The 22,510-nt window shown below is 37.5% G+C and carries 26 protein-coding genes and 1 pseudogene; 7 read left to right on the plus strand and 20 right to left on the minus strand.

Features of this window, described 5'->3' with window-relative positions; translation table 11 throughout:
* The first annotated feature begins 119 nt into the window (after window positions 1-119).
* Together HMPREF0493_RS04440 and HMPREF0493_RS04445 are read left to right on the plus strand one after the other, a co-directional pair.
* The gene (locus HMPREF0493_RS04440; protein WP_006352101.1) at window positions 120-1,133 is read left to right on the plus strand and encodes an NAD(P)/FAD-dependent oxidoreductase; all 1,014 of its coding nucleotides are present in this window, start codon (window positions 120-122) and stop codon (window positions 1,131-1,133) included.
* 8 nt (window positions 1,134-1,141) lie between these two features.
* Window positions 1,142-1,792 (plus strand): VTT domain-containing protein, encoded by a 651-nt coding sequence (locus HMPREF0493_RS04445; RefSeq protein WP_006352102.1) that lies wholly within the window; start codon window positions 1,142-1,144, stop codon window positions 1,790-1,792.
* Between the two features lie 19 nt (window positions 1,793-1,811).
* Here the strand turns inward: HMPREF0493_RS04445 and HMPREF0493_RS04450 are convergent, their stop codons facing one another.
* From HMPREF0493_RS04450 to HMPREF0493_RS04475, 6 genes are all read right to left on the minus strand, one after another.
* The gene (locus HMPREF0493_RS04450) at window positions 1,812-2,411 is read right to left on the minus strand and encodes a TIGR01906 family membrane protein (RefSeq protein WP_006352103.1); all 600 of its coding nucleotides are present in this window, start codon (window positions 2,409-2,411) and stop codon (window positions 1,812-1,814) included.
* Window positions 2,395-3,177 (minus strand): TIGR01457 family HAD-type hydrolase, encoded by a 783-nt coding sequence (locus HMPREF0493_RS04455; protein WP_006352104.1) that lies wholly within the window; start codon window positions 3,175-3,177, stop codon window positions 2,395-2,397. Before HMPREF0493_RS04455 ends, HMPREF0493_RS04450 begins: the two co-directional genes overlap by 17 nt.
* 2 nt (window positions 3,178-3,179) lie before the next feature.
* On the minus strand, window positions 3,180-3,758 hold the full coding sequence (locus tag HMPREF0493_RS04460; RefSeq protein ID WP_006352105.1) for a YutD family protein: 579 nt from the start codon (window positions 3,756-3,758) through the stop codon (window positions 3,180-3,182).
* Entirely contained in the window at window positions 3,759-5,135 is a 1,377-nt protein-coding gene (locus HMPREF0493_RS04465; protein ID WP_006352106.1) for a bifunctional metallophosphatase/5'-nucleotidase, read from the minus strand.
* An 11-nt stretch (window positions 5,136-5,146) separates the two neighbouring features.
* Window positions 5,147-5,479, minus strand: coding sequence for a hypothetical protein (locus HMPREF0493_RS04470; protein WP_040457211.1), 333 nt, complete (start codon window positions 5,477-5,479; stop codon window positions 5,147-5,149).
* An 86-nt stretch (window positions 5,480-5,565) separates the two neighbouring features.
* Window positions 5,566-6,567 carry a substrate-binding domain-containing protein gene (locus HMPREF0493_RS04475; protein WP_006352108.1) on the minus strand — a complete coding sequence of 334 codons (1,002 nt, stop codon included), beginning with the start codon at window positions 6,565-6,567 and terminating at the stop codon, window positions 5,566-5,568.
* 169 nt (window positions 6,568-6,736) lie between these two features.
* Between HMPREF0493_RS04475 and HMPREF0493_RS04480 the strand changes: the two genes are divergently transcribed.
* Together HMPREF0493_RS04480 and HMPREF0493_RS08355 are read left to right on the plus strand one after the other, a co-directional pair.
* On the plus strand, window positions 6,737-7,843 hold the full coding sequence (locus HMPREF0493_RS04480; RefSeq protein WP_006352109.1) for an aminopeptidase P family protein: 1,107 nt from the start codon (window positions 6,737-6,739) through the stop codon (window positions 7,841-7,843).
* 78 nt (window positions 7,844-7,921) lie between these two features.
* Window positions 7,922-9,094, plus strand: a pseudogene (locus tag HMPREF0493_RS08355) (IS3 family transposase).
* A gap of 61 nt (window positions 9,095-9,155) precedes the next feature.
* Here HMPREF0493_RS08355 and HMPREF0493_RS04495 read toward each other — a convergent pair.
* Entirely contained in the window at window positions 9,156-9,512 is a 357-nt protein-coding gene (locus HMPREF0493_RS04495) for a hypothetical protein (protein WP_006352112.1), read from the minus strand.
* 25 nt (window positions 9,513-9,537) lie between these two features.
* Window positions 9,538-9,963 carry a DUF948 domain-containing protein gene (locus HMPREF0493_RS04500; RefSeq protein ID WP_040457212.1) on the minus strand — a complete coding sequence of 142 codons (426 nt, stop codon included), beginning with the start codon at window positions 9,961-9,963 and terminating at the stop codon, window positions 9,538-9,540.
* A 110-nt stretch (window positions 9,964-10,073) separates the two neighbouring features.
* On the opposite strand from HMPREF0493_RS04500, the gene HMPREF0493_RS04505 reads away from it, so the two are divergent.
* The gene (locus tag HMPREF0493_RS04505; protein ID WP_006352114.1) at window positions 10,074-10,922 is read left to right on the plus strand and encodes a mechanosensitive ion channel family protein; all 849 of its coding nucleotides are present in this window, start codon (window positions 10,074-10,076) and stop codon (window positions 10,920-10,922) included.
* A 34-nt stretch (window positions 10,923-10,956) separates the two neighbouring features.
* Here HMPREF0493_RS04505 and HMPREF0493_RS04510 read toward each other — a convergent pair whose 3' ends face one another.
* Together HMPREF0493_RS04510 and murI are read right to left on the minus strand one after the other, a co-directional pair.
* A complete protein-coding gene (locus tag HMPREF0493_RS04510; protein WP_006352115.1) occupies window positions 10,957-11,577 on the minus strand; it encodes an XTP/dITP diphosphatase in 621 nt (206 codons plus the stop codon).
* Complete coding sequence (gene murI, locus HMPREF0493_RS04515; RefSeq protein ID WP_006352116.1) at window positions 11,577-12,380, minus strand: glutamate racemase; 804 nt, start codon at window positions 12,378-12,380, stop codon at window positions 11,577-11,579. The genes HMPREF0493_RS04510 and murI overlap by 1 nt, the downstream gene beginning before the upstream one ends.
* Window positions 12,381-12,466: 86 nt before the next feature.
* On the opposite strand from murI, the gene HMPREF0493_RS04520 reads away from it, so the two are divergent.
* A complete protein-coding gene (locus tag HMPREF0493_RS04520; protein WP_040457214.1) occupies window positions 12,467-12,877 on the plus strand; it encodes a YslB family protein in 411 nt (136 codons plus the stop codon).
* An 82-nt stretch (window positions 12,878-12,959) separates the two neighbouring features.
* Entirely contained in the window at window positions 12,960-13,328 is a 369-nt protein-coding gene (gene mscL, locus HMPREF0493_RS04525; RefSeq protein WP_006352118.1) for a large-conductance mechanosensitive channel protein MscL, read from the plus strand.
* Window positions 13,329-13,566: 238 nt separating this feature from the next.
* Here the strand turns inward: mscL and HMPREF0493_RS04530 are convergent, their stop codons facing one another.
* The 10 genes from HMPREF0493_RS04530 to alaS form a co-directional block, all read right to left on the minus strand.
* Window positions 13,567-14,364, minus strand: a complete 798-nt coding sequence (locus tag HMPREF0493_RS04530; protein WP_006352119.1) for a LytR/AlgR family response regulator transcription factor — start codon at window positions 14,362-14,364, stop codon at window positions 13,567-13,569.
* A gap of 3 nt (window positions 14,365-14,367) precedes the next feature.
* The gene (locus HMPREF0493_RS09035) at window positions 14,368-14,553 is read right to left on the minus strand and encodes a GHKL domain-containing protein (protein WP_006352120.1); all 186 of its coding nucleotides are present in this window, start codon (window positions 14,551-14,553) and stop codon (window positions 14,368-14,370) included.
* Window positions 14,554-14,568: 15 nt separating this feature from the next.
* On the minus strand, window positions 14,569-14,778 hold the full coding sequence (locus tag HMPREF0493_RS09040; protein WP_006352121.1) for a hypothetical protein: 210 nt from the start codon (window positions 14,776-14,778) through the stop codon (window positions 14,569-14,571).
* Between the two features lie 5 nt (window positions 14,779-14,783).
* Window positions 14,784-15,719 (minus strand): hypothetical protein, encoded by a 936-nt coding sequence (locus tag HMPREF0493_RS08610; protein WP_006352122.1) that lies wholly within the window; start codon window positions 15,717-15,719, stop codon window positions 14,784-14,786.
* Between the two features lie 121 nt (window positions 15,720-15,840).
* Window positions 15,841-16,152, minus strand: a complete 312-nt coding sequence (gene trxA, locus HMPREF0493_RS04540; RefSeq protein WP_006352123.1) for a thioredoxin — start codon at window positions 16,150-16,152, stop codon at window positions 15,841-15,843.
* 89 nt (window positions 16,153-16,241) lie between these two features.
* Window positions 16,242-18,596: an endonuclease MutS2 gene (locus tag HMPREF0493_RS04545; RefSeq protein WP_040457228.1), complete on the minus strand. Its 2,355-nt coding sequence runs from the start codon at window positions 18,594-18,596 to the stop codon at window positions 16,242-16,244.
* A 66-nt stretch (window positions 18,597-18,662) separates the two neighbouring features.
* Window positions 18,663-18,977, minus strand: a complete 315-nt coding sequence (locus HMPREF0493_RS04550) for a DUF1292 domain-containing protein (protein ID WP_006352125.1) — start codon at window positions 18,975-18,977, stop codon at window positions 18,663-18,665.
* A 1-nt stretch (window position 18,978) separates the two neighbouring features.
* A complete protein-coding gene (gene ruvX, locus HMPREF0493_RS04555) occupies window positions 18,979-19,407 on the minus strand; it encodes a Holliday junction resolvase RuvX (protein ID WP_006352126.1) in 429 nt (142 codons plus the stop codon).
* Complete coding sequence (locus HMPREF0493_RS04560; protein ID WP_004045418.1) at window positions 19,408-19,665, minus strand: IreB family regulatory phosphoprotein; 258 nt, start codon at window positions 19,663-19,665, stop codon at window positions 19,408-19,410.
* A 52-nt stretch (window positions 19,666-19,717) separates the two neighbouring features.
* On the minus strand, window positions 19,718-22,357 hold the full coding sequence (gene alaS, locus HMPREF0493_RS04565; RefSeq protein ID WP_006352127.1) for an alanine--tRNA ligase: 2,640 nt from the start codon (window positions 22,355-22,357) through the stop codon (window positions 19,718-19,720).
* Window positions 22,358-22,510: the final 153 nt, after the last annotated feature.

A 22,510-nucleotide genomic window follows, 5' to 3' on the forward strand; every position in this document is an offset into this window, starting at 1 on the left:
AACTTTTTTATTCAAATGCAAGTCTTTTTTTATCTTTTCAATAATCAAGATTTGCTTTCTCAAAAAGCTGACTTAATTAATTTACCCTAATTTGAATATTTTGACAAGTATAAATTCAAATGAAATGTTTAGCGAATCATGTTAAAGTTGATATATCAACTTTGAAGGGAGTTTTAAAAATTAAAAAATTTGATTTGGCTATTATCGGTGCCGGACCAATTGGATTATTTGCGGCAAATTATGCTCAGCTTCATGGATTAAAGACTGTCATTTTTGATTCATTAAATGAGGTCGGCGGACAACCGCAAATGCTTTATCCTTTTAAAACAATTAACGACATTCCGGTTTACCAAGCAATTACGGCAACCAATCTTATTACTCAATTGAAAAAAGGATTAAATAAGGACACCTCAATCGTAACTAATCATTCTGTTACTCAGATTGAGAAAAGAAATGAGGAGATTTTAATTGATGATAAATACAGTACTCGCAGTTTAATTATCGCAACTGGTAATGGAGCGTTTGATCCCAAAAAATTGCCACTTAAACTTGATTCTGAAATTGAAAAAAGAATCCATTATTATGTTCGCAATCCTAAAGAATTTTCTGGAAAAACGGTCGCCATCTTCGGTGGTGGCGATTCCGCCCTTGATTGGGCGCTAGAATTATCACATTTCAGCAATATTGTTTTAGTCCATCGGCGCCCACAATTTCGCGGACTCGAATCTACATTGTCTAAATTGCGTCAATTAAAAAATGTTAAAATTATCACCCCGTATCTTCCAAAACAAATTCAAATAGAAGATAATCAGCTATCGGTCACGTTGAAAAGGATGGGCAATACGTATCTGCAGAAAATTTGCTGTGATCAAATTGTAGTAGCTTATGGGTTTAAAGCAAATAACCGCCTCATCAGAAAATGGGGCATAAAATTAACCGATGCTCGTATTGCAGTCAATTCTTCTATGCAAACCAACCTACCTGGTATTTATGCGGTCGGAGACGCTATCTCTTATCCTGGGCGCGTGCCAGTAATTGGAGTTGGCTTTGGTGAAGTACAGATTGCGATTAACGCCATTATGCGCGACCTTTTCCCTGAAAAAACATTAACTATTCATTCAACTAGTATGTAGGAGTCGTCATGCCTTTAATAGATTTTATTCTTCATATCGATGATCACCTTGTCACAATTGTTAATCAATTTGGTGCAGGCAGCTATTTAGTCCTATGTGCAATTATTTTCATCGAAACAGGACTAGTTGTCTTTCCATTCTTACCAGGTGATTCACTTATTTTTGCTGCCAGCGCTATGGCGGCCAACCCGCGTTACTCGCTCAATATTTGGCTGATTTACATTATCGTAGCTTTAACTGCCATCATTGGTGACAGTGTAAATTATCGTATTGGAAAGTGGTCAGCCGCAGCTGGTGAAAAGCACAACTGGTTCAATCGTTTGATCAATCACAACAATCGTTTGGCAGCCGAAAAATTTTTCGAACGTCATGGCCCAATTACAATCGTGATTGGACGCTTTATTCCGTTTATTCGAACTTTCGTACCGTTTATTTCTGGCGGAAGCAAAATGCATTACGGCAAATTTATTACCTACAACATTATCGGTGGTTTAATGTGGACCGGGTTGTTCACAATTATTGGTTTCTTCTTTGGCAATATTCCGGTAGTCAAAGAGCACTTCTCGATGATTGTCTTGGCAATTATCTTTGTTTCAGTAGTACCAATTGCAATTGTAGCTTTAAAGAAGAAGATTTCATTAAAAAAAGAGTTCCATTAGCGGAACTCTTTTTATTTGTTTAATAATTTTCAGCAAAGAATAATTCATAAATAATACCATCAACCGCAAAACAAGAAGCAAAAAAGCCTTCTGTCAAGACATTAATAATCGGATCAGTCGTTGGATCAAACAACCAGTTGCTATTAGAAAAGAACAACTGGTGAAAAACAATAAAAAAGCTATCAAAATTAGCAAATGCAAACGGTAAAATTACAATTGGCAAAATTAAAAATAATAAAGCCCATGTTTTATCCAGCTTAAGCATGGCCTTATTTTTTTGCTTTTTTGCGATAAAGTGCAGAACCAAACATACTATAAAAACGACGACTACCCAAATAAACAATCTTTTGCAGTAGACAAAATGCTCAGCTGCATTCTTAGATGTTGGAAAATTATCCATTTTCAATTTTTGTTTAAATGGCCATAGCAAATACCACATCAGCTGGCTATAGTTATGCATCACTTTAAAAATCGACATATGTACAATCTCATTTGTTTTCTGCACAAGCATAAAAATAAACAGCAGCGGCCAACTCGCGATAATTGCTCCGACCACACTACTAGAGAGACCAAATAAAAAATGATACAAAATAATCAGTGGATTAATATTTCTTCTCATAATTTAATTCATCTAAATTGTTAACTAAAATAGTCGGCTGTTTTTTGCCAACAATGTCCTGTTTTTGCGTAACGCCCGTCAGTGTTAAAAGTTGATCAACATTGCTGTTAAAACCAGCCCGAATATCAGTATCGTAATTATCGCCAACAATAATGGCCTCATCTTTAGTATGACCGACCTTGGCCAATGCCATTTCGACAATAATCGATTCCGGCTTGCCAATATAAAGCGGATTTTGACCACTTGCGGCAGCGACCATCGCACATTGAGCACCGTTGCCTGGAATTAATTCATCCCCGAGTGGCAAATTCAAATCCGCATTGGTACCAATAAAAGTAGCACCATTGCGAATTGCTCTAGTTGCAACTCTAACTTTGTGGTAGGTCAAATCCCTATCCATACCGACGATGACATAGTCTGGATTTTTTTCGTTAATTTCAAATTCAGGATGGCTGAGCATCTCTGACCATAGACCAATCTCACCAATAATGTACAGTCCGATTTTCTTTTGATGATTGCGCTGCAAAATATAGCTTGCAGTGGCCATTGATGGCGTATAAACATGGGCCGTATCTGTTTCAATTCCGTGCCCTTTTAATTTATCAACTACCATCTGCGGTGTACGAGTCGTATTGTTGGTCAAAAAAAGATAATCCTTCTTGGCCTCCGCTAATCGATGAACAAAACGGACTCCAGATTCAACAGTTTCATCTCCGCGATAGACTGTACCATCAAGATCGATTAAAAAAATGCGATAGTCTTTCACTGCTAATCCTTTCTCTTTTTAATTACGAAAGCATGATTACGACCTTTGCCTTTTTGAACGGCAATTGTTTTCTTCTTTGGAAAACGAGTTTGATGAACGCATCGTTTTTTAAAGTTATTCTTCAAGCGCGTCCGATGCCTATTTGAATAACGGTACTTATAATAACGCCCAGGACGTTTTTCCTGCGAGCGACTATAGTTATACTTATGTGTAGGAGAAATCAATTCTAGCACAAAATAAGCGGCCCCAGGATTGCAATATTCAATCAAGTAATCCGCAATTGCTCTCTGCTTACGCTCGATTGCAGTTCTAACAACATTTTTATAAAAACCTTTTAGACGCAAATGTTCACTCGACACATCACCCACAATATAATCGTATTGATCCAAGTAAGGATCATACTTTTTGCGCAGCATCTCTACGTCAAGTGCATTATCTTTATTAACGATAATACGATACAGCTGCTTATTGATTTTTAATTTATCATCATCTTGCGCTACGACAGCTAGTGGGTGGCGCAGAGGCTGTTCTTTTTCAAATTTGTTCTCTGTTTCGGAATTTGATCTGTTCTTTTCTGTCATTTACTTCACTTCTTGCGTTATCGGATATTTTTGTGCGAGATAATCGCCAACAACTTCGCGTAAGAACTGTGGGAATAGAAATTCGTTTTCACCAACGATCGCTAAAGTTGGGAAAAATGGAACCAATACATAATGGTCCAGACCTGCAATTTGATAATCTTTTTCTGGGTTAATCTTTTGACCATTTACATAAACGATCCGGTGGAGCTTGTCCACTTTAATCCCACGATAATACATTTGACCAAAAATTTTTCCCCTAAAGCTCATTCCTTGCAAAGGAAAATGGTCTAAATAATGGCGATTCTTTTCAATCTCCATCACCAAACGCCAAAGATCGCTGCCCTTCAGCTTCGTTCTTACTACATGCATTGGGTGTGGCAAGGCCTTTTGCAAATCAAATTTTGTTAAAGTTCCTACCTTAAAAGATGATAAAAACAGACCCGAACTCAACATTGCCAAGTCAGTATTGGCAAAATGAGCAATTGCATCAAGCGATACTTGAATGGCCGCTACTTTATCATCAGCAAATTTTTCTGGCAAATATGCAACATGATCTTGCTCTAAGATTTGCTTTCCCTGCTCAAGATAACCTTGGATAATTTGTTCATCGCCTGCTTCTTCAGGCATTGAAGCAGTACTAATTGTTGTTGGCGCAATTTTAACTACTTGATGCTGATCATTAACTTCAAGCATAATATCACCAACATAATTTCCCCACTTGCCTGTCTGCGTAATCCAGGTTTGGTTAACTTTTTCACCATTTGGAATTAAATCGTGACTGTGTCCACCAACAATCAAGTCAATTTGTGGATAATTTTTTGCTAGCCACCGATCTTTTTCTAAACCGACATGCGTAATTAAAATCAGCACATCATATTTGCCTTCAATTTCAGGCAAAACGCGATCCATCGTTTCACCCAGCATTTTAATATGCCAGTGATTAGGGCCATAAGTCATTGGATAAGCCGCTGTTAGACCAACCAAAGCAATGCGAGTGCCCTTTTTGGTAGTCAAAATTTCATAGTCTTTTGCCCACTTAGGAAAACTCTCATCTTCTTCACGCAAATTAGACAATAGAATCGGATGGTTAACATGATCAAATAAATCCTCTAAAACGGCATGTGGATTAGAAATACCTTCATTATTGCCGATCGTGCCAGCTGTGTAATGAAAATCATTCATCAATTTGATGTTGATCTGACCTTCAGTTGCATCAGTCAACGGATGTGAACGATCCATAAAATCCCCGGCATCAAAAGTATAAACTTCATCGGCATTCGGTTTTTCTTGCATTTGATGCAAATAACGTCCTATTTTAGGAAAGTGTTCAAAATGAGAATGAAGATCATTTGTGTGTAAAATACGAATATTTTCCATGAGAATTTTCCCTATCCTATCCGGTTGGCCTTTAAAACCATCTTATACGCATCTAAAATTTTACCTTTAGGCTTTTCCCATTCAACCCATTTCGGATTTTTCCAGTCATCTTCATTTAATAAAGTTTGCAGATGATAGTTTTCATTAATATACTTTTCATAAGTAATTAACGGCTTAGTTCGAGCAATATTTACTTTTAAAATCTGCACGCGCTTAATATAACCGCGGTTGGCAGCCAATTCTGCGATCCCATTTTGATCAATATTGGAAATTTCGTAATACTTACTGCCGTCCTTACGTGTGACTTCTTCAATTAAATCCAATGTTTCGTATTGATGATCCATAGCTGACATCCATTCTAAGTGCTAGTATACATGCAATTGTAACACAAAAAAGAGGTCGAACTAATCGACCTCTGCTTGGATTATTATTATTGATTTAAAGTACTTTGCTTTTTAAGCAATTCATATGGCAATTGAACGTGAATGCCGTCTACTTCTTCATTATTCATTAATTTCGTCAACATTCTCATTGCAACTGCACCCATATCGTACAAAGGCTGCTTAATTGTAGTTAAAGCCGGACGAACAACTGAAGCAATTTGCGTAGCACTTGCAGTAATAATTTCCAAATCCTTAGGAATGTTCTTGCCTGCATCCATTACAGAATTCAAAATTCCGACTGCAGTAACATCCCGAGTGACAATAACACCATCTACGCCGTCTTTTTCAAGTTGAGAATAAAGATTATAGCCGTCAGAGTAGTTATTAATTTTGGTATAAATATGCTCTTCTGCAATATCATGATCAGCTAAGAATTTACGATAAGCAGGAATTCTGTTGTCCTTATTAACAACTGTATCAGGATCGCCAACCACAATTGCCAAGTTCTTCTTGCCGTCGTTATACATTAAATTCAAAGCTTCTGTATCGGCCTTCTGATAGTCAATCGTTACTGAAGCAAATTCATCCCGGTTATCCTTAGTCCCTGCTAAAACTACTGGCGTGTTTGTCTGCTTGAAAGCATTAGCTACTTTATCTGGCAGACGATTAGACATATAGATAACGCCATCTACTTGCTTGTTAAGCAAACTTTGGATTACTTCGTCTTCTTTCATTAAACGGTTTTCAATACTGCTGATAATAATATTGTATTTGTAAAGCAATGCAATATCGTCAATTCCTTTGGAAAGTTCAGCAAAATAAAGATTGGTTAATTCTGGAACAATCAAACCAACTGTCGTTGTCTTCTTTGAGGCTAAGCCCTGAGCAACTGCATTGGGTTGATAATGCAAACGATTAATTACTGCTTCAACCCGTTCACGTGTTTCTTTTCTAACATTGCTATTGCCATTAATAACACGAGAGACTGTTGCCATGGAAACTTTAGCTTCTCGAGCAACATCATAAATCGTAACTTCTTGCTTATGCATTCTAAGTTCCACGCTTCTTTATATTTTACATCTCAAAAATACACATAGAGTAATTTAACACCAAAGCTCCGCAATTGCAAGCGCTTACTGCTTTTTTTCATTTTTTCATACTTATTCATGATATACTTGATTGAAAATATTAACAAATTTTCTTTTAGAAAGGAAAAATATGAACCTAGAAAAATTACAACAATGGCTGCAAGACAACAACCAAGATGTAGCTTATATTTCTAACCCAATTACTATTGCTTATTTCACTGGCTATGAAATGGATCCACATGAGCGAATCTTTTCTTTAGTCGCTTTTAAAGATGCTGAACCCTTCGTTTTTACCCCAGCATTAAATGTCGAAGAGGCTAAAGCGAGCGCATGGAACGGTGATGTCTTTGGCTATCTTGACTCAGAAAAACCATGGCAGATGATTGCTGACCATGTTAAGCAAAGAACTAAGGATTATCAAAATTGGGCAATTGAAAAAGACGATCTGTCAGTAGCTCATTATCAACTTTTGCATCAGCAATTTCCAAATGCTGATTTCAACGGCGATGTATCTCCATTCGTAGAAAAAATCCGTCTTTACAAGACTCCAGAAGAAATTGAAAAATTAAAAGGTGCCGGAGCCGAAGCCGACTTTGCATTTAAGATTGGATTCGACGCTATTAAGACTGGGGCTACTGAACGCAGCATTGCTGGACAGATCGATTATCAATTAAAAATTCAAAAAGGCGTTATGCATGAAAGTTTTGAAACGATTGTCCAAGCTGGGAAAAACGCCGCAAACCCTCACTTGGGCCCAACAATGAACCGAGTCAAACCTAACGAATTGGTTTTATTTGATCTCGGAACCATGCATGAAGGCTATGCTTCTGATTCAAGCAGAACTGTTGCCTATGGTGAACCAACTGCCAAGCAAAGAGAAATTTACGAAGTGGATCGTGAAGCCCAGCAAGCTGCAATTGAATCTGCCAAACCTGGAATTACGGCTGAAGAATTGGACAGCGTTGCTCGCGACATTATTACTAAGGCAGGCTATGGTGAATACTTCATCCACCGCTTAGGTCACGGTATTGGTAAAAATGTCCATGAATTTCCATCAATTGTTCAAGGAAACGATCTAGTTCTTGAAGAAGGCATGTGTTTCTCCATCGAACCAGGAATTTATATTCCAGGTTTTGCCGGTGTTAGAATCGAAGATTGTGGCGTTGTCACCAAAGATGGTTTTGAAACCTTTACCCATACTGATAAAGACTTAAAGATTTTGCCTTTAAAAGATTAAAGACAAACAAAAAGACTTCTAGCAACGAGCTAATGTAGTGACCCCCGAAATTCGGACACGGATTTCGGGGGTTTTTCTATGTTTAAATTATCTAAACAAGATAAAATTCATATTTTTAAAGAATGGACTTTAGAAGAGAAACGCGGAACCTATTTAGGTAAAAAATAAGGAGTAAGAAAAGAAATTATAAACTATTTGGTAAAACTGATTAAAATTCATGGCTTTTCCATTCTTGATAAGCCTCATACTTATTACTCCAAGGAATATAAAGAACGTGCAATCTTCGGAGACGAAGCAATTGCTGCAGTAGCTCTTGATCTTGGCTTGTCCAGTATAGGCATGCTAAGCAATTGGATTCGCTCCTACAAAGAAAATGGGTATAATGTCGTTATCAAGAAGAAAGGACGACATACTCTTGAAGAAAAGAACAAGCAAAGAGCTAGAGAAGCTGAAACGAGAAAAAGAAAAGCTTCGTCGCCAGAATTTAAAGCTTACTGTCGAAAACGCATTTATAAAAAAATCGGATGCCTTGGTGCTGAGCTCAAAGGCAGATACACTGCACCCGGATACCGGGTGGTTGCCGACCGTTTGCACAATGAAGGCTTTAAGGTTAACCGCAAAACAGTTTAACGTCTGATGAGCAAGCTGAACTTAATTGGCTATCGCATGAGACGAAGAAAACGTTATGACAGCTATGAGGGAGAGATTGAGGGCAGAATCAAGCCAGATCTGATTAAGCGCAAGTTCTTTGCCGTCAGGCCAAATATGAAGTGGTACGAGGATGTTACCGAGTTCAATTTAAGAGGACATAAGCTTTATCTTTCGCCAATTATCGATGGCTGTGCTAGAGATATAGTTGCCTACAATATTTCTCGTCATCCTAACCTCAAACAAGTAATGACAATGCTTGATGATGCTTTTACTGCTCATCCTGCGCTCAATGGTTTAATCTTTCACTCTGATCGGGGCTGGCAATATCAAAAACGAGCTTACCAGCGCGAATTAGCCATTCATGGAATAGAACAAAGCATGTCTAGAAAGGGCTGCTCTCCTGATGATGGGCTGATGGAAGGCTTCTTTGGCATTCTCAAACGCGAAATGTTCTACGGCAAAGAAACAAATTATGCCAATCCTGATGAATTAGAGCAAGCTATCAAAGACCATATCCGCTTCTACAATACTGAAAGAACCAAGACAAAACTAAAAGGACTGACTCCGGAACAATTTCGGAATCAATCCTTAGCTGCATAATATCAATAAAGTGTCCAATTTTGCTGGGTCACTACATAGAAGTCTTTTTTTAACTTTAAATTTATTCTTCAGGTGCTCCTTCATCTGAAGCAGTATCGTCATCTTTTTCAGCATTATTCAAATCATCTGCTGCTTTTTCTTCATCGTCATCATCATTGTTTGAGTCATCAATGACAATATCATCAAAATCTTTTAATTCAGAATCATCCTCAACGCTCTTTGGGAAGGATGCCAATTGATTCTTAACGATTTCAGTACCGTTATCATACTTCTTTTTAAGATCTTGAAGTTTTTCGTTGTCCTTAATTTTTTTCTTTATATCATCAAGTTGATCATTATCAACTAATAATGAGCCAGCTGCAAAACCAGCGGCAGCACCTAAAACAGCACCAACTAAAAAACTAGTAAATTTACTCATCGGGGTTTCCTCCTTTATCTTCTATTTAATCTTTACCATTGCGACGTTTGCGTCTAGCCAGCATTGCTGTTAACAATGAAGAAACAATGCCTGTTCGACCTAGATGCACATTTTTGATCCGTTTTGCCATCTTTTTAGAAGAAGCGTTAATTTCTGAAACACTTTCCCCAAGATCTGCAGCAGCTTTAACTACTGGATCAATTGTCTTCATTTTACCATTAACATCGGCTAATAAATCGTTTGTTTTATCTAATAAGTCGCTGCTTTGCTTCATCAAGCCATCTACATCTGTTGAAATTTCTTGAATTGACTTGTTAGTTGTTTGCATAGTTTTATTAACTTCTTTTAAAGTTTTTGAAGTACGCACAAGCATTGGAATTGTAAATAAAACTAACAATAGAAATGCTACAGCAGCAATTAAACCAGCGATAGCTCCATAAGAAATTACCATCTTCTGCCTCCAATAATACATCTAAAAAAAGTCTAGCATGAAAATGCTTGTTTCTCAATCAAAAAGTTATTTGTTAAGATAGAAACAAGATTTTACAAGGAGAAACTCTAATGAAAACCGCATTGCATATTGGTAAAAATACTTTTTCACTTAATTGGGATAAAATCGGCAACTATTTAATCACTGTTTTGTGGCAACTGCTCTTAACCACGCTAATTTTTTATCTTATTTCACACTTCGGCAAAAAAATAATTAATCGCTATCTGCAAAGCAAGCCAAAAAGGATCAAAAATAAACGTACTAAAACAATTACTGCATTGATCAACAGTGTTTTTCAGTATACTGTAATTTTCTTTTATCTTTTTGGCATTCTATCAATTATCGGTGTTCCAGTTGGCACCTTGCTTGCCAGCGCCGGAATTTTCTCCCTGGCGCTAGGAATGGGAGCACAGGGCTTTGTTAGCGACCTTGTTAACGGCTTTTTTATTTTGAGTGAAGATCAATTTGACGTTGGCGATACCGTGCTAATCGATTCGCAAACAGGAACAGTTACGCAATTAGGACTCAGAACAACCAGACTTAAGGCCTCCGATGGCTCTACGATTTTTATTCCCAATCGCAATATTTCGATTGTTCAAAATTTAGCTCATAACTTCATCAGCATGACGGTCAATTTGGAATTAGATGCGGGCGATAATTTTGATCAAGTCACTCAGATTATCAAGCAAGTCAATAAGGAAATTAAGCCCAGCAAAAATTTGCTTGCGACCGCACCTACGATCATCGGAGTTACTGGTCAAAATGGGCAGACAATCACTTATGCTGTTTCTTTTAAAGTAAAGCTGGACAAACAAAGCATTGTTAAAAATCTGTACTTGAGTCACTACATTGAAGCTTTGCAAAAAAGTCATATTAAATTTGCGGAGGCTTCAAGCACGATTACTACAAAATCAGCCTAAAAAAGAGTTGGAAATAAAATTCCAACTCTTTTCTCTAATCAAATTGTGCAAGCCAAGCAGGCAATTCTTTAAGCAGTTTTTTAATTGCTCTGCCACGATGTGAAATTTCATTCTTCTCATCGGTAGTCATTTGTGCAAATGTTTTTTCTTTTTCAGGAACATAAAAAAGCGGATCATAGCCAAAACCATCTTCGCCAACAGGACCTGGCATAATTTCACCAGCACATTGACCAGAAACTACTAGATCCTGATCAAAGTGTCCCGGCATTGAAACAACGATGGTCGTATTAAACTTTGCTGTTCTTTCAGCTTGTGGCACTCCGCCTAATTCTGCCAAAAGCTTGGCATTGTTATGGGCATCATTATGAGCTTCGCCGGCATACCTAGCTGAACGTACGCCAGGTGCACCATTTAATTTATCAACCATTAAACCTGAATCATCAGCAATTGTCGGCAGGCCAGAAAATTTTGCCAATTCATGAGCCTTGATTTTGGCATTTGCTTCAAAGGTTTTGCCAGATTCAATTGGATGAGGCGGATTATCCAAATCTGCGTCCGTTTTAACGATTAAATCAACTCCAGCTTGCTTGAATGCTTCCTTAAGTTCTTTTACTTTGCCTTGATTATTTGTTGCAAACAAAATTTCTCTCGTCATCACATATTCTCCGTATCTACATACTTTGCTTTTAAATCAGGCTGATCCAAGAAAGATTGCCCCATACGTTCAAATTTTTCTACGTCTCCTGTCGTGTAATATTCATGTCGAGCCACGCTGCCTGGAGCTGCAAATAAGCCATCGCGGCGCATCACGTTGAAAGTATATTGTGCAACTTGATCTGCTGGATCTACAATTGAAACGTTGTCAGGCAGTGCTTCTTCGAACTCTTTTTGAATTAGTGGATAATGCGTACAACCTAAAACAAAAGTATCAAAGTCTTTTCCTTGGAGTGGCTTCAAACTTTCCTTAACCACCCGCAAATTAGTATTGTAGTCTTCCTCTGCTTCTACAAGAGGTGCCAGCTTGGGCGTAGCCAATTCAGTTACCTCAATCTCTGGATCGCGAACTTGAATTTCATTTTTGTAAGCATGTGAAGCAATAGTCACTGGCGTAGCGGAGACAGCCACTTTTTTATTTTCAGTTGTTCTGACTGCAGCCAAACTTCCAGATTGAATGACGCCGATAATTTGTGGTTTAATTTCTTTTTGAATTGTTGACATAGCAGCTGCAGTTGCCGTATTGCAGGCAAAAATAATCAGCTTAACGTCTCTGCTTAATAAAAAATTAACACTATGCCGCGTCAACTCGATAACTTCTTCTTTGCTCTTGTCTCCGTACGGCATATGAGCATTGTCACCGATAAAAATAGTTGATTCTTCAGGCAGTTTTTTGATAACTTTTTTAACAACGCTAAAACCACCATCACCAGAATCTAGTAGTCCGATCGGACGATTATCCATAATTTTATGCACCTCTAAAGAAAAATTTTATTTTCTACTCCCACTAGTCTACGGTAAAATAAAAAAGAATAAAAGGGATGAAACTTATGCAAGATAAAACAAATCAAACAAACGAACATGTTTACTTTTTAAATCAGCTTTACAGAGACTTCCTTTTACCAGAAATTCTCGGTAAAGATACTGCAAATATCCTTTACTGGGCCGGCAAGAGAATCTCTTGGCACTATGATCTTTCCTCTTTTGACGATTTGGCTGAATTCTTTAAAATGGCTAACTTCGGCAAATTAGAAAAAGTTAAAGAGCGACGGACATCAACTACTTATGAATTAAGTGGTCAAACCGTCACAGATCGTTTAAACAGCGATAGCAAAGAATTCGCTATTGAAGCGGGAATGATCGCCGAAGCAATGCAAAAAGAAAATGGCCGCACAACTGAGTGTGAAATCAATATTTTAGATAAAGAAAACAAGGTCGAACTTGTTGCTCGCTTTAGCTAGGCAAAAAAATAGTTAAACTTTTCTTTCTTCTGTATACTTATTTACAAACAATATTTTGCAAAGAATATATAGGAGAAATAATATGATTAAGGAATTTAAGCAGTTTATTGCTCGCGGCAACGTGATCGATCTTGCTGTCGGCGTGATAATCGGAGCCGCTTTTACTGCAATTGTAAACTCCCTGGTTAAAAATTTGATTAATCCTCTTTTAGGATTAATTATTGGTCGAATAGATTTGTCTAATCTCGTTTTTAAAGTTGGCGGCGCAACATTTAAGTACGGCAGTTTTATTAATTCAATTATTAACTTTATTATTATTGCTTTCGTTGTCTTTTTAATTGTCAAAGCTGTCAATAAAATGGGGAAGGCTAACAAAAAGGCGGCTAAGCCAACTGAAGCTGATTATCTCAAAGAAATTCGAGATCTATTAAAAGAAGAAGAAACACAATAATAAAAAAGATTGAATACCAAATGGCATTCAATCTTTTTTTACGCTTTAAATTTAGGGAATGTAGTAATTAAAAGTCGAATGAGAGTTAATCAAAGTACTGAATTTTATCTCTTCTTTAGGATCTTCTTGTGTGAAGTTGATTATCTATCCCTCTCAACTCACATAAGTATCATACCCGAATTGAACGACGAAAAGTAAAAAAGGACAAATCTCGTTCAAAATTAGACGAATCTCGTAATCAATTGACTTCAATTCCATGAAATTGGTTCAAAATCTGATTAATAATGTTTTTTCTATCTCTTGAAAAACTAACTTCATCCCCATTTGGAAAACTAATTATGCGATTGGATAGATCAATCGCTGCAATATTCTCCGGATTAACTAAGAATGATTGCGAAACTTTCATCAAAAAAGCATTTTCCTGATCCAGATGCGTGATCGTCCCCTTAAACTCACTTTCACCGGTTTCCGTTACCATTTTAACCTTATGCTGAACAGAACTGTTTTCAATATAATAAATTTCATCTGCTCTTACTTTTTGCACGCGATGACCAACTCTATAGATTAAACTCTTTACTTCTACTTTTTCTGCCATTGTTAAATTATCAATAGCATTTTTGAGTGTTTCTTCCAAACGATTAATTATTTGATTCCGCGTTTGGACCTTATTAATATAATCAATTGCCCCAATCCGTCGGCGATAAGTTAACGGAGCATATTTGTCATAAGCAGTCACAAAAATAATTTGTGCATTAGAATCATGTTCTTTTATTTTTTCTGCTAAATCAACTCCATTTTTTGCTTCTGGATCATGACTCAATTCAATATCCAAGAAGTAAATCCCATTTTCGATTGTTTTTTGTTTTAAAAAAGCAATTACTTCATCAAAGCTATTAGCGATTAAGGAAATTTGCAGTTGAATTTGGTCATAGTTAGGACTGTCGTTGCGCATGTTTTGAATAGCAATCTTAGTCTGGTCAGCGAGTCTCTCTGACAACGCTCGATCATCATCGCAAACAATAATCGAATAATTCATTCTTTAATCTCCTTCCGTGTCAATAACTAAATAAAAGTCGAACCAATTATCTTTTACATTATATGAAATCGACATTTCTGCATATTTATCTTCAATCTTGGCAATATTTGCTAAACCCAGGCCAGCATGATTTTTCTTAGTGGTATAACCCTGTTCCTGAATTTTTTTGATAGAAATTTTAGACTGCACTGTTCGATTGCGAATTTAATATTCAAATTCATTATTGCCTTCAGAATAAAACATGATTTGAATCTCTGGCGTTAGGCCGCGTTTTTTTAGCAGTTTGCTTTCTTCAATCGCATTATCGCAGGTAATCCCAATAATTCTAACCAAATCCAAGGCATCGAAGTTTTGCGGCAATTTCGTAATTTCTTGGCGACATTCAAAATTATATTTAATTCCTAAATTATACATTTCTGTTAATTTAGAAATAATGATGCTCTTAATAATTTTAAATGGACATGATTAATATCCTTATACTTCAAAGATGCCTGTGAATTTAAATTGGTTTTAGTATACTGATCCAATTTTTCAATTACTTCGTCAACATTGCCCTCTTTTGCACTCAATTTAAGTGATTCAAACATATTGCGGTAATCATGACGAAAGCTTCTAAGTTCGTCTTCGCTTTTTTCGAGATAAGTCGCGTAATCCTCAAGCTGCTGCTGTTTTTCAAATTCTGCTTTTTGCTCCTGATGATTTAACAAATTACGCTGCGTGTGAACCATTCCAATATAAATCAAGATTGCAAAAATAGTTTGGAAAATCAACAAACCAATTGAAATTTGAATTACTTCAATTGGCCGGTTATCAATTCCCAAATAATAATTGATAACATCGCAGGAAAGGTAAATATAGAACAAGATACCAATGAAAATATTGCTATTTTGATCGATCAATCTTTCGCGTAAAAAACGGCTATATTTTGCAACAATCACCATTGTAATTAGGCTTAGTAAAATATCAAAGGCTTCTTCCCAGATATGCAGCTTGAGAAAGGCGATGAAGGAGCTAATTAAAAACTCACTCGCCAAAAGAAATTGATCAATTACGTAAAAGAAAAGTAGCGAACCTAAAATTAATTTATGGTTATTCTTGCGAATTATCGCAAAATACAGATACAAGACCGCTATTTCGGCATAGGTCAGCCAGGTATTAACGAAATCTGATGGACTAAATACCAAAATCACCGACATAATTAAGCAAAAAATTACCAAAAATAGTTTATCTTTCCCTGTCTTAATCGGCTGCGCTAGTTTAACAAAAACAACGACGTCTACGGCAAGGCTTAACAAGAAATAAAAAAGATCGATAAAAGCTAGAATCATTCCGTAGAAATCGATATAAAAATCCATATTTTCATTTCCTTTTATTGATAAGATAACTAATTTTAGCCCATATTTATAGTAAAAATAAAATAAGCAGTAAAAAAAGGATTAAGCGCACAAACGCTTAATCCTCTTTTTAATTACAAACTTAATCAGTATATTGATCCAAGATTGCATTCAATTTTTCTTTTGGGGTGTAACCAGTCAAACGGTCAACAATCTTGCCGTCCTTCTTGATAAGCAAAGTTGGAATAGCCATAATACCCAACTTCTTAGCAGTATCTTGGTTATCATCAACGTCCATCTTAGTAAATTTAACATCTTGACGTTCTTCAGCCAATTGATCAATAACTGGTGATTGCATCTTGCATGGACCACACCAGGGTGCCCAGAAATCAATTAAAACAACGCCATCTTTAGTTTCATCTTCAAAATTTTGGTCAGTAATTGCATCAACCATCGTTTTTACCTCCCTTAATCAATAATCTTTTTTCTTTACAAAAATACTATAACAAGTTTACTTACTTTTTACAAGTTAATTGCTTGCTTTTATTTTAAATGGACAATCGTTGCACCATTGCCGCCTTCATTAGCCGGTGCATAATTAAAACTTTTAACGTGATTGCTTGAACGCAGGTATTGCCATACGCCTTTACGAATAGCACCTGTCCCGATTCCATGAATAATTGTGACATAGTCAAGTCCGGCTAGCAAAACTGAATCGATATAACGATCCAAGTTCGTCATTGCTTCATCATAACGCTGACCACGCAGATCGAGTTCGCTATGAGCATTATTTCTTCTCAAAGTACCACTGGTTGCACGTACTTGCTTCTTTGGCGTGGTTTTTTCACCCGTTACTTTTTCAATATCGCGATCGGAAACTTTGGTCTTGATAATTCCAATCTGAACTTCATATTCATGCGCAGACAGTTTCTTGGTAATCGTCCCAGTTTGCCCATATGAGAGGACTTTTACCTTATCGCCAACATTCACATGGTGGCGGCGCTTCTCATGCTGCAAGACTTTATTATGGGCTAAATTGTTTGCCTCCTGCTGTTCAAGCTTATTAAGCTGACCTTTAGCATCAATAATCTCATTTTCTTTAATATGCTGCCGGCTGTTTTCGAGCTGCTTAATAATTTGATCAGCTTTTTTACGACGCTTAGCAACAACTTCATTAGCTCGTTCCTGGGCAAAATCAAGCTGCTTTTGAACTCGCTGATTGTACCAGTCCAGTGCCTCTTGCAGTTTTTCTTCTAATTTTTGACTGCGATCCAAACTAGTTTGCAGCCGATTACGGGCCGCCGTTGCAGCCTTTGTTTGTTCATTCAAGCGTTCAATCATCTTATTGATGTCAGAGTCACTATCTTTCATTAATCCTTGGGCATTTTGAACGACGTCTTCACGCATCCCCAATCGACGTGCAATAGCAAACGCATTACTATGCCCCGGAATGCCGATCTGCAAATGGTATGTCGGCGACAGCGTCTTGAGGTCGAATTCCATTGAAGCATTTGTTGTTCGCTCGCGATTGTAGCCATACAGTTTTAATTCAGGGTAGTGTGTGGTAACCATGATTTTGGCATCTTTTTTGCGCAAAAAGTCCAAAATGCTTATTGCCAAACTAGCCCCTTCTTCTGGATCAGTTCCCGCACCAATTTCATCAATTAAAACTAAAGTATCGGCATTGACATGCTTCATAATGTACACGATATCGTTAATGTGTGAAGAAAAAGTACTCAGTGATTGCTCAATCGATTGTTCATCACCGATATCAGCATAGACCTGTTTAAAGACGCCTACCGTGCTGCCTTCTTCAGCTGGAATAAACAGACCAGATTGCGCCATTAATTGCAATAACCCGGCAGTTTTTAAAGTAATAGTTTTACCACCAGTGTTGGGGCCAGTAATCAGCATTGTATCAAACTTATCACCTAAGCGAATATCATTTGGTACTACCTTTTCTGGATCGATTAATGGGTGCCGCGCTTTAAGCAAATTCAAAGAATGATCTTTGCTCAGTTTTGGCTGTGAGGCCTTCATTTGCTTTGCCAACTTTGCTTTAGCCTGCAAAAAATCTAATTCAGTCAGAGCTGAGGCAATCGCATTTAAGCGATCAATTTCAGTCCGTGCTAAATTTGAAAGCGACTTTAAAATGCGGTGAATTTCTTGTCGCTCTTGCGCTACCAGATTTTGCTGTCGATTATTTAAATTCAAAACGGCTTCTGGTTCCACAAACAAAGTTTGACCACTGGCACTTTGATCATGAACAACGCCACCAAATTTTCCACGATATTCTTGCTTGACTGGAATAACATAGCGATCATCACGGATAGTTACAATTCCTTCAGACAAGTACTTACTAGAATTGCCTTTGGTGTAGCCTTCCATTTTTGCTTTAATTTCTTCTTCATTGCTGCGCATATCATGACGCAGTCTGGCTAAAGCAGTAGAAGCTGTATCCAGTACTTCACCGTCATAGTCGACCGACTTTTTTAATTCATGAAACAAAGTCTCCGGTACATCAAGTTCTGTCAAAATTTCGTCAACTGAACTTAGATCAATTTCATCATCGACTTCTTCCATAAAGCCGTTAACATCATTAGCTAAAGTCAAAACCAGCAACAAATTGCCTAATTCTTTTGCATTTAAATTTGCTTTTACACCTAATCTTTTGGTACTTGGACGAACATCTTCAAAGTCTGTTAATGGTAAATTGCCCTTCACTCTCAAAAGACTGCTTAAAGCAAAAGTTTGATCCAATTGTTTTTGTACCTGCTCATAATCACCACTTGGCAATAATTGTTCTGCCCTCTTTTTAGCAGGAGCTGTGATTGCCAAACTCTTTAAACGAGCAGTGATCTGTTGAAATTCAAGTATTTCTAAAATTTTTTTGTTCATCATAGCTATTTATCTTTACATTCCAAGTAAGACAAAAAGAGACTGGCAATGCCAGTCCTTTTTGTTTTATTCACCACTTAAACGATCATCGCTCAAGAATGTATTCAATACTCCTTGAACCATATCCCATTCTTCATCTGATTCAATCTCATGCAAGTCGCTGCTTGTAACGTCGCCTGCATCATCAGCATCATAACTAAATGCTTGCACTTCGATATCCTCATCATCACCTACTGCTGCAGGATACAGAAGTACGTAAGACTTATTGTAGTCATCAGAATGGAAAGTGAATAAGATCTCATATAATTCTTCATTGCCCTGATCATCAATCAAGGTAATTTGACGGTCCTTATCACCATCACCATTAATGTTTGCTGCCATTTTAATCCTTTCGGTGTAAGTCTAAATAATTTTGCAAGATAAGTACTGCAGCCATCTGATCAATTACCTGCTTACGCTTCTTGCGATCATGAACGCCAGCTTCTTCAACTAGAACTCTTCGTGATTCCACTGTTGTTAATCGTTCATCATCATAATAAACAGGCAGATTAAACTTCTTTTTCAGACGTTCGCCATAAGCCTTGCTCCGATCTACTGAATGCCCACTTGTTCCATCCATGTTCTTTGGCAGACCTAAGACAAATCCTGCAGGATCATATTCGCGCACAATTTTCTTCAGTGGACGCATTCCAAAGTTAAATTTACTCTCATCAATTGGAATCGTCTCTAATTTTTGCGCAGTAATCCCCAATTCATCGCTGATTGCAACTCCAACTGTTTTGGAGCCGATATCTAAACCGATTAATCTCATTTACTTATCTTTGCCAAGGTAGCTCTTTACAAGCTCCTCAATAATTTCATCACGCTCATGCTTAAGAATTAAATTACGAGCATCATTATGCCGTGGGATATAAGCAGGATCCCCAGAAAGCAAGTATCCAACAATTTGATTAATTGGATTGTAGCCCTTTTCTTCGAGCGCATTGTAAACATCTTGTAGAGTATCATACACGTTTTTGCCTTTATTTTGGTTAAAGTCAAAATGCATGGTTTTATCTAATGAACTCATAATTATTCCTCCTGTCACAATTCTACTTGAAATAAGAGCCAAACTCAATTATTTAATTCTTAGAAATTTCACTAATTACAGTCTTAATAGCCTCATCGATGCCCTCTGGCTTCTTACCGCCGGCTTGAGCCATGTTTGGCCGGCCACCACCGCCACCACCAAAGATTGGAGCGGCTTTCTTAATCAAATCGCCAGCCTTAAGACCTTTATCAAGAGCCTTCTTATTCAAGCTAATAATCATGTTAGCCTTGCCATCATTCTTGGCAGCCAATACCAAGACATCAGACTTATTGCCACTTTTCCAGCTATCGGCAAGTTCACGCAAGTCGTTCATACCGCTAACGTCTGCTGTTGCAGCAATAACTGTTAAATCGCCAGCCTTTTGAACATTGTCAAAGATTTCTCCAGCCTTTGCTTGGTTGATCTTCTTAGTTAAATCTTCAATTTGCTTTTGGGCATCATGCAAGCTGCTTTCAAGTGAATCAATCTTGTCCATAATGCCATCTGGCTTAGTAGCCTTAACATGTTCTTGAATATCATCAAGTAAAGTTGAGCGGTCAGCTAAGTATTCATAAGCCTTCTTTGAAGTTACGGCTTCAATTCTGCGCATACCTGCACCAACAGCGGATTCAGAAATAATCTTGAAAATACCGATTTGGTTGGTATTGTCACAGTGAGTACCACCACAAAATTCTGATGAAAAGTCACCTACTTGAACAACACGAACTTTATCACCGTATTTGCCATTGAACAAAGCTAAGGCACCCATCTTCTTGCCTTCTTCTGGTGTAGTGACAGTAGTCTTAACTTGAATTGCTTCCCAGATCTTTTGGTTAACCAATTCTTCAACTGATTTAATTTCACGTGGAGTCATTGGTTCCATAGCTGTGAAGTCAAATCTCAAGTAATCAGGTTCAACAAGTGAACCAGCCTGGTGAGTATGTTCACCTAAAACTTGACGAAGAGCTGCGTGCAATAAGTGAGTTGCAGTGTGAGAGTGACGCAAACCTTCACGACGTTCACGATCAATCTTTAAAACATATTCTTGGCCCTTTTCAAGTGGCAAAATGATATCAACAAAGTGCAAGTTTTGATCATTAGGTGCATGTTGAACATCTGTAACTTTAGCAACTAATTCGCCATCTTGGTTGTAAATATTACCATGATCGGCAACTTGTCCACCACGTTCAGCGTAAAATGGCGTCTTATCAAATACTAAAATTGCTTCTTCACCATCAGCCTTGTTGACCAACTTGTCATTAACAACAATGTCAATCAATTTAGCATGGTCTTCTTCATACTTGCCATATTCAAATTCTGACTTGTCCTTGATATTCATCAAGGTTACATCTTGACGACCCATTGATTGCAGGTCACCACGAGCTTTACGAGCACGCTCTTTTTGAGCTTGCATTTCTTTATCAAAGCCCTTCTTGTCAATCTTAAGACCTGCATCTTGAGCTGATTCGAATGTTAATTCATAAGGGAAGCCATAAGTATCAAACAACTTGAAGGCATCCTTGCCTGAAATAGTCTTATTATCTGACTTCTTAGCCTTGGCAATTAATTCATCAAGCAAAGTTAAACCAGAATCAAGAGTTGCTTGGAATCTTTCCTCTTCATTTTGAATAACATTTTCAATGAAGCCTCTTTGATCCATAACTTCTGGGTAATGGCTTTGCATAATTTTACCAACAACTGGAACAAGTTTGTAAAGAAATGCACCTTTAATGCCCAAACGTTGACCATTCAAATCAGCACGACGAATTAAACGACGAAGAACGTAGCCACGACCATTGTTAGAAGGAAGAGCACCGTCAGCAATAGCAAAACTTACGGCACGAACGTGGTCGGCAATGATCTTGAAAGCAGTAGTATCTGCTTTGTTAACGCCGTATTTCTTGCCTGGAGTCATCTCTTCAGTTGCATGAATAATTGGCAAGAACAAGTCAGTTTCAAAGTTTGTTGGTGCGCCTTGCAAAATTGAGAGCACACGTTCAAGACCCATACCAGTATCGATATTCTTATGTGGCTGATCAACATATTTGCCATTTGGAAGGTGGTTGTATTGTGAGAAAACAATGTTCCAAATTTCAAGGTAACGAGCGTTTTCACCACCTGGGAAGTTTTCAGGGTCATCTTCAGCAACATCGTTGTTTTCTTGACCACGGTCATAGAAAATTTCAGTATCAGGACCACATGGACCTTCACCAATATCCCAGAAGTTGTCTTCTAACTTAAAGATATGATTTTTAGGCATTCCTGCCTTTTCCCATACCTTTTGTGAATCAATGTCTTTTGGATAAACAGTACAATAAAGCTTGCTCTTATCAAGACCTAACCACTTAGGACTTGTCAAAAATTCCCAAGCCCAAGTAATAGCTTCATTTCTGAAGTAGTCCCCAACTGAGAAGTTACCAAGCATTTCAAAGAAGGTTTGGTGACGAGCAGTTTTACCAACGTTTTCAATATCATTAGTTCTGATTGATTTTTGTGAACTAGTAATTCTGTGGTTCTTAGGAACAACTGAACCATCGAAGTACTTCTTCATTGTGGCAACACCAGAGTTGATCCAAAGAAGAGTTGGGTCATCTTGTGGAATAAGTGATGCACTTGGCATAATCATATGGCCATGTTCTTTAAAGAAGTCTAAGAACATTTGCCGAAACTCTGAACTTGTTAGTTTCTTCATTTTTATCTCCTAATCCAAAATAAAAAACACCATTACAGTTTCAAGGACGCTACGTGCGCGGTACCACCTTGATTGCAACAGTGTTTGTTACCTCTTGATTATCTTTAAAATTAATACTTAAAGGAGCATCCCCTAAAGCGAATTAAGCTTTTC

Source organism: Lactobacillus amylolyticus DSM 11664, assembly GCF_000178475.1.
Classification (GTDB): Bacteria; Bacillota; Bacilli; order Lactobacillales; family Lactobacillaceae; genus Lactobacillus; species Lactobacillus amylolyticus.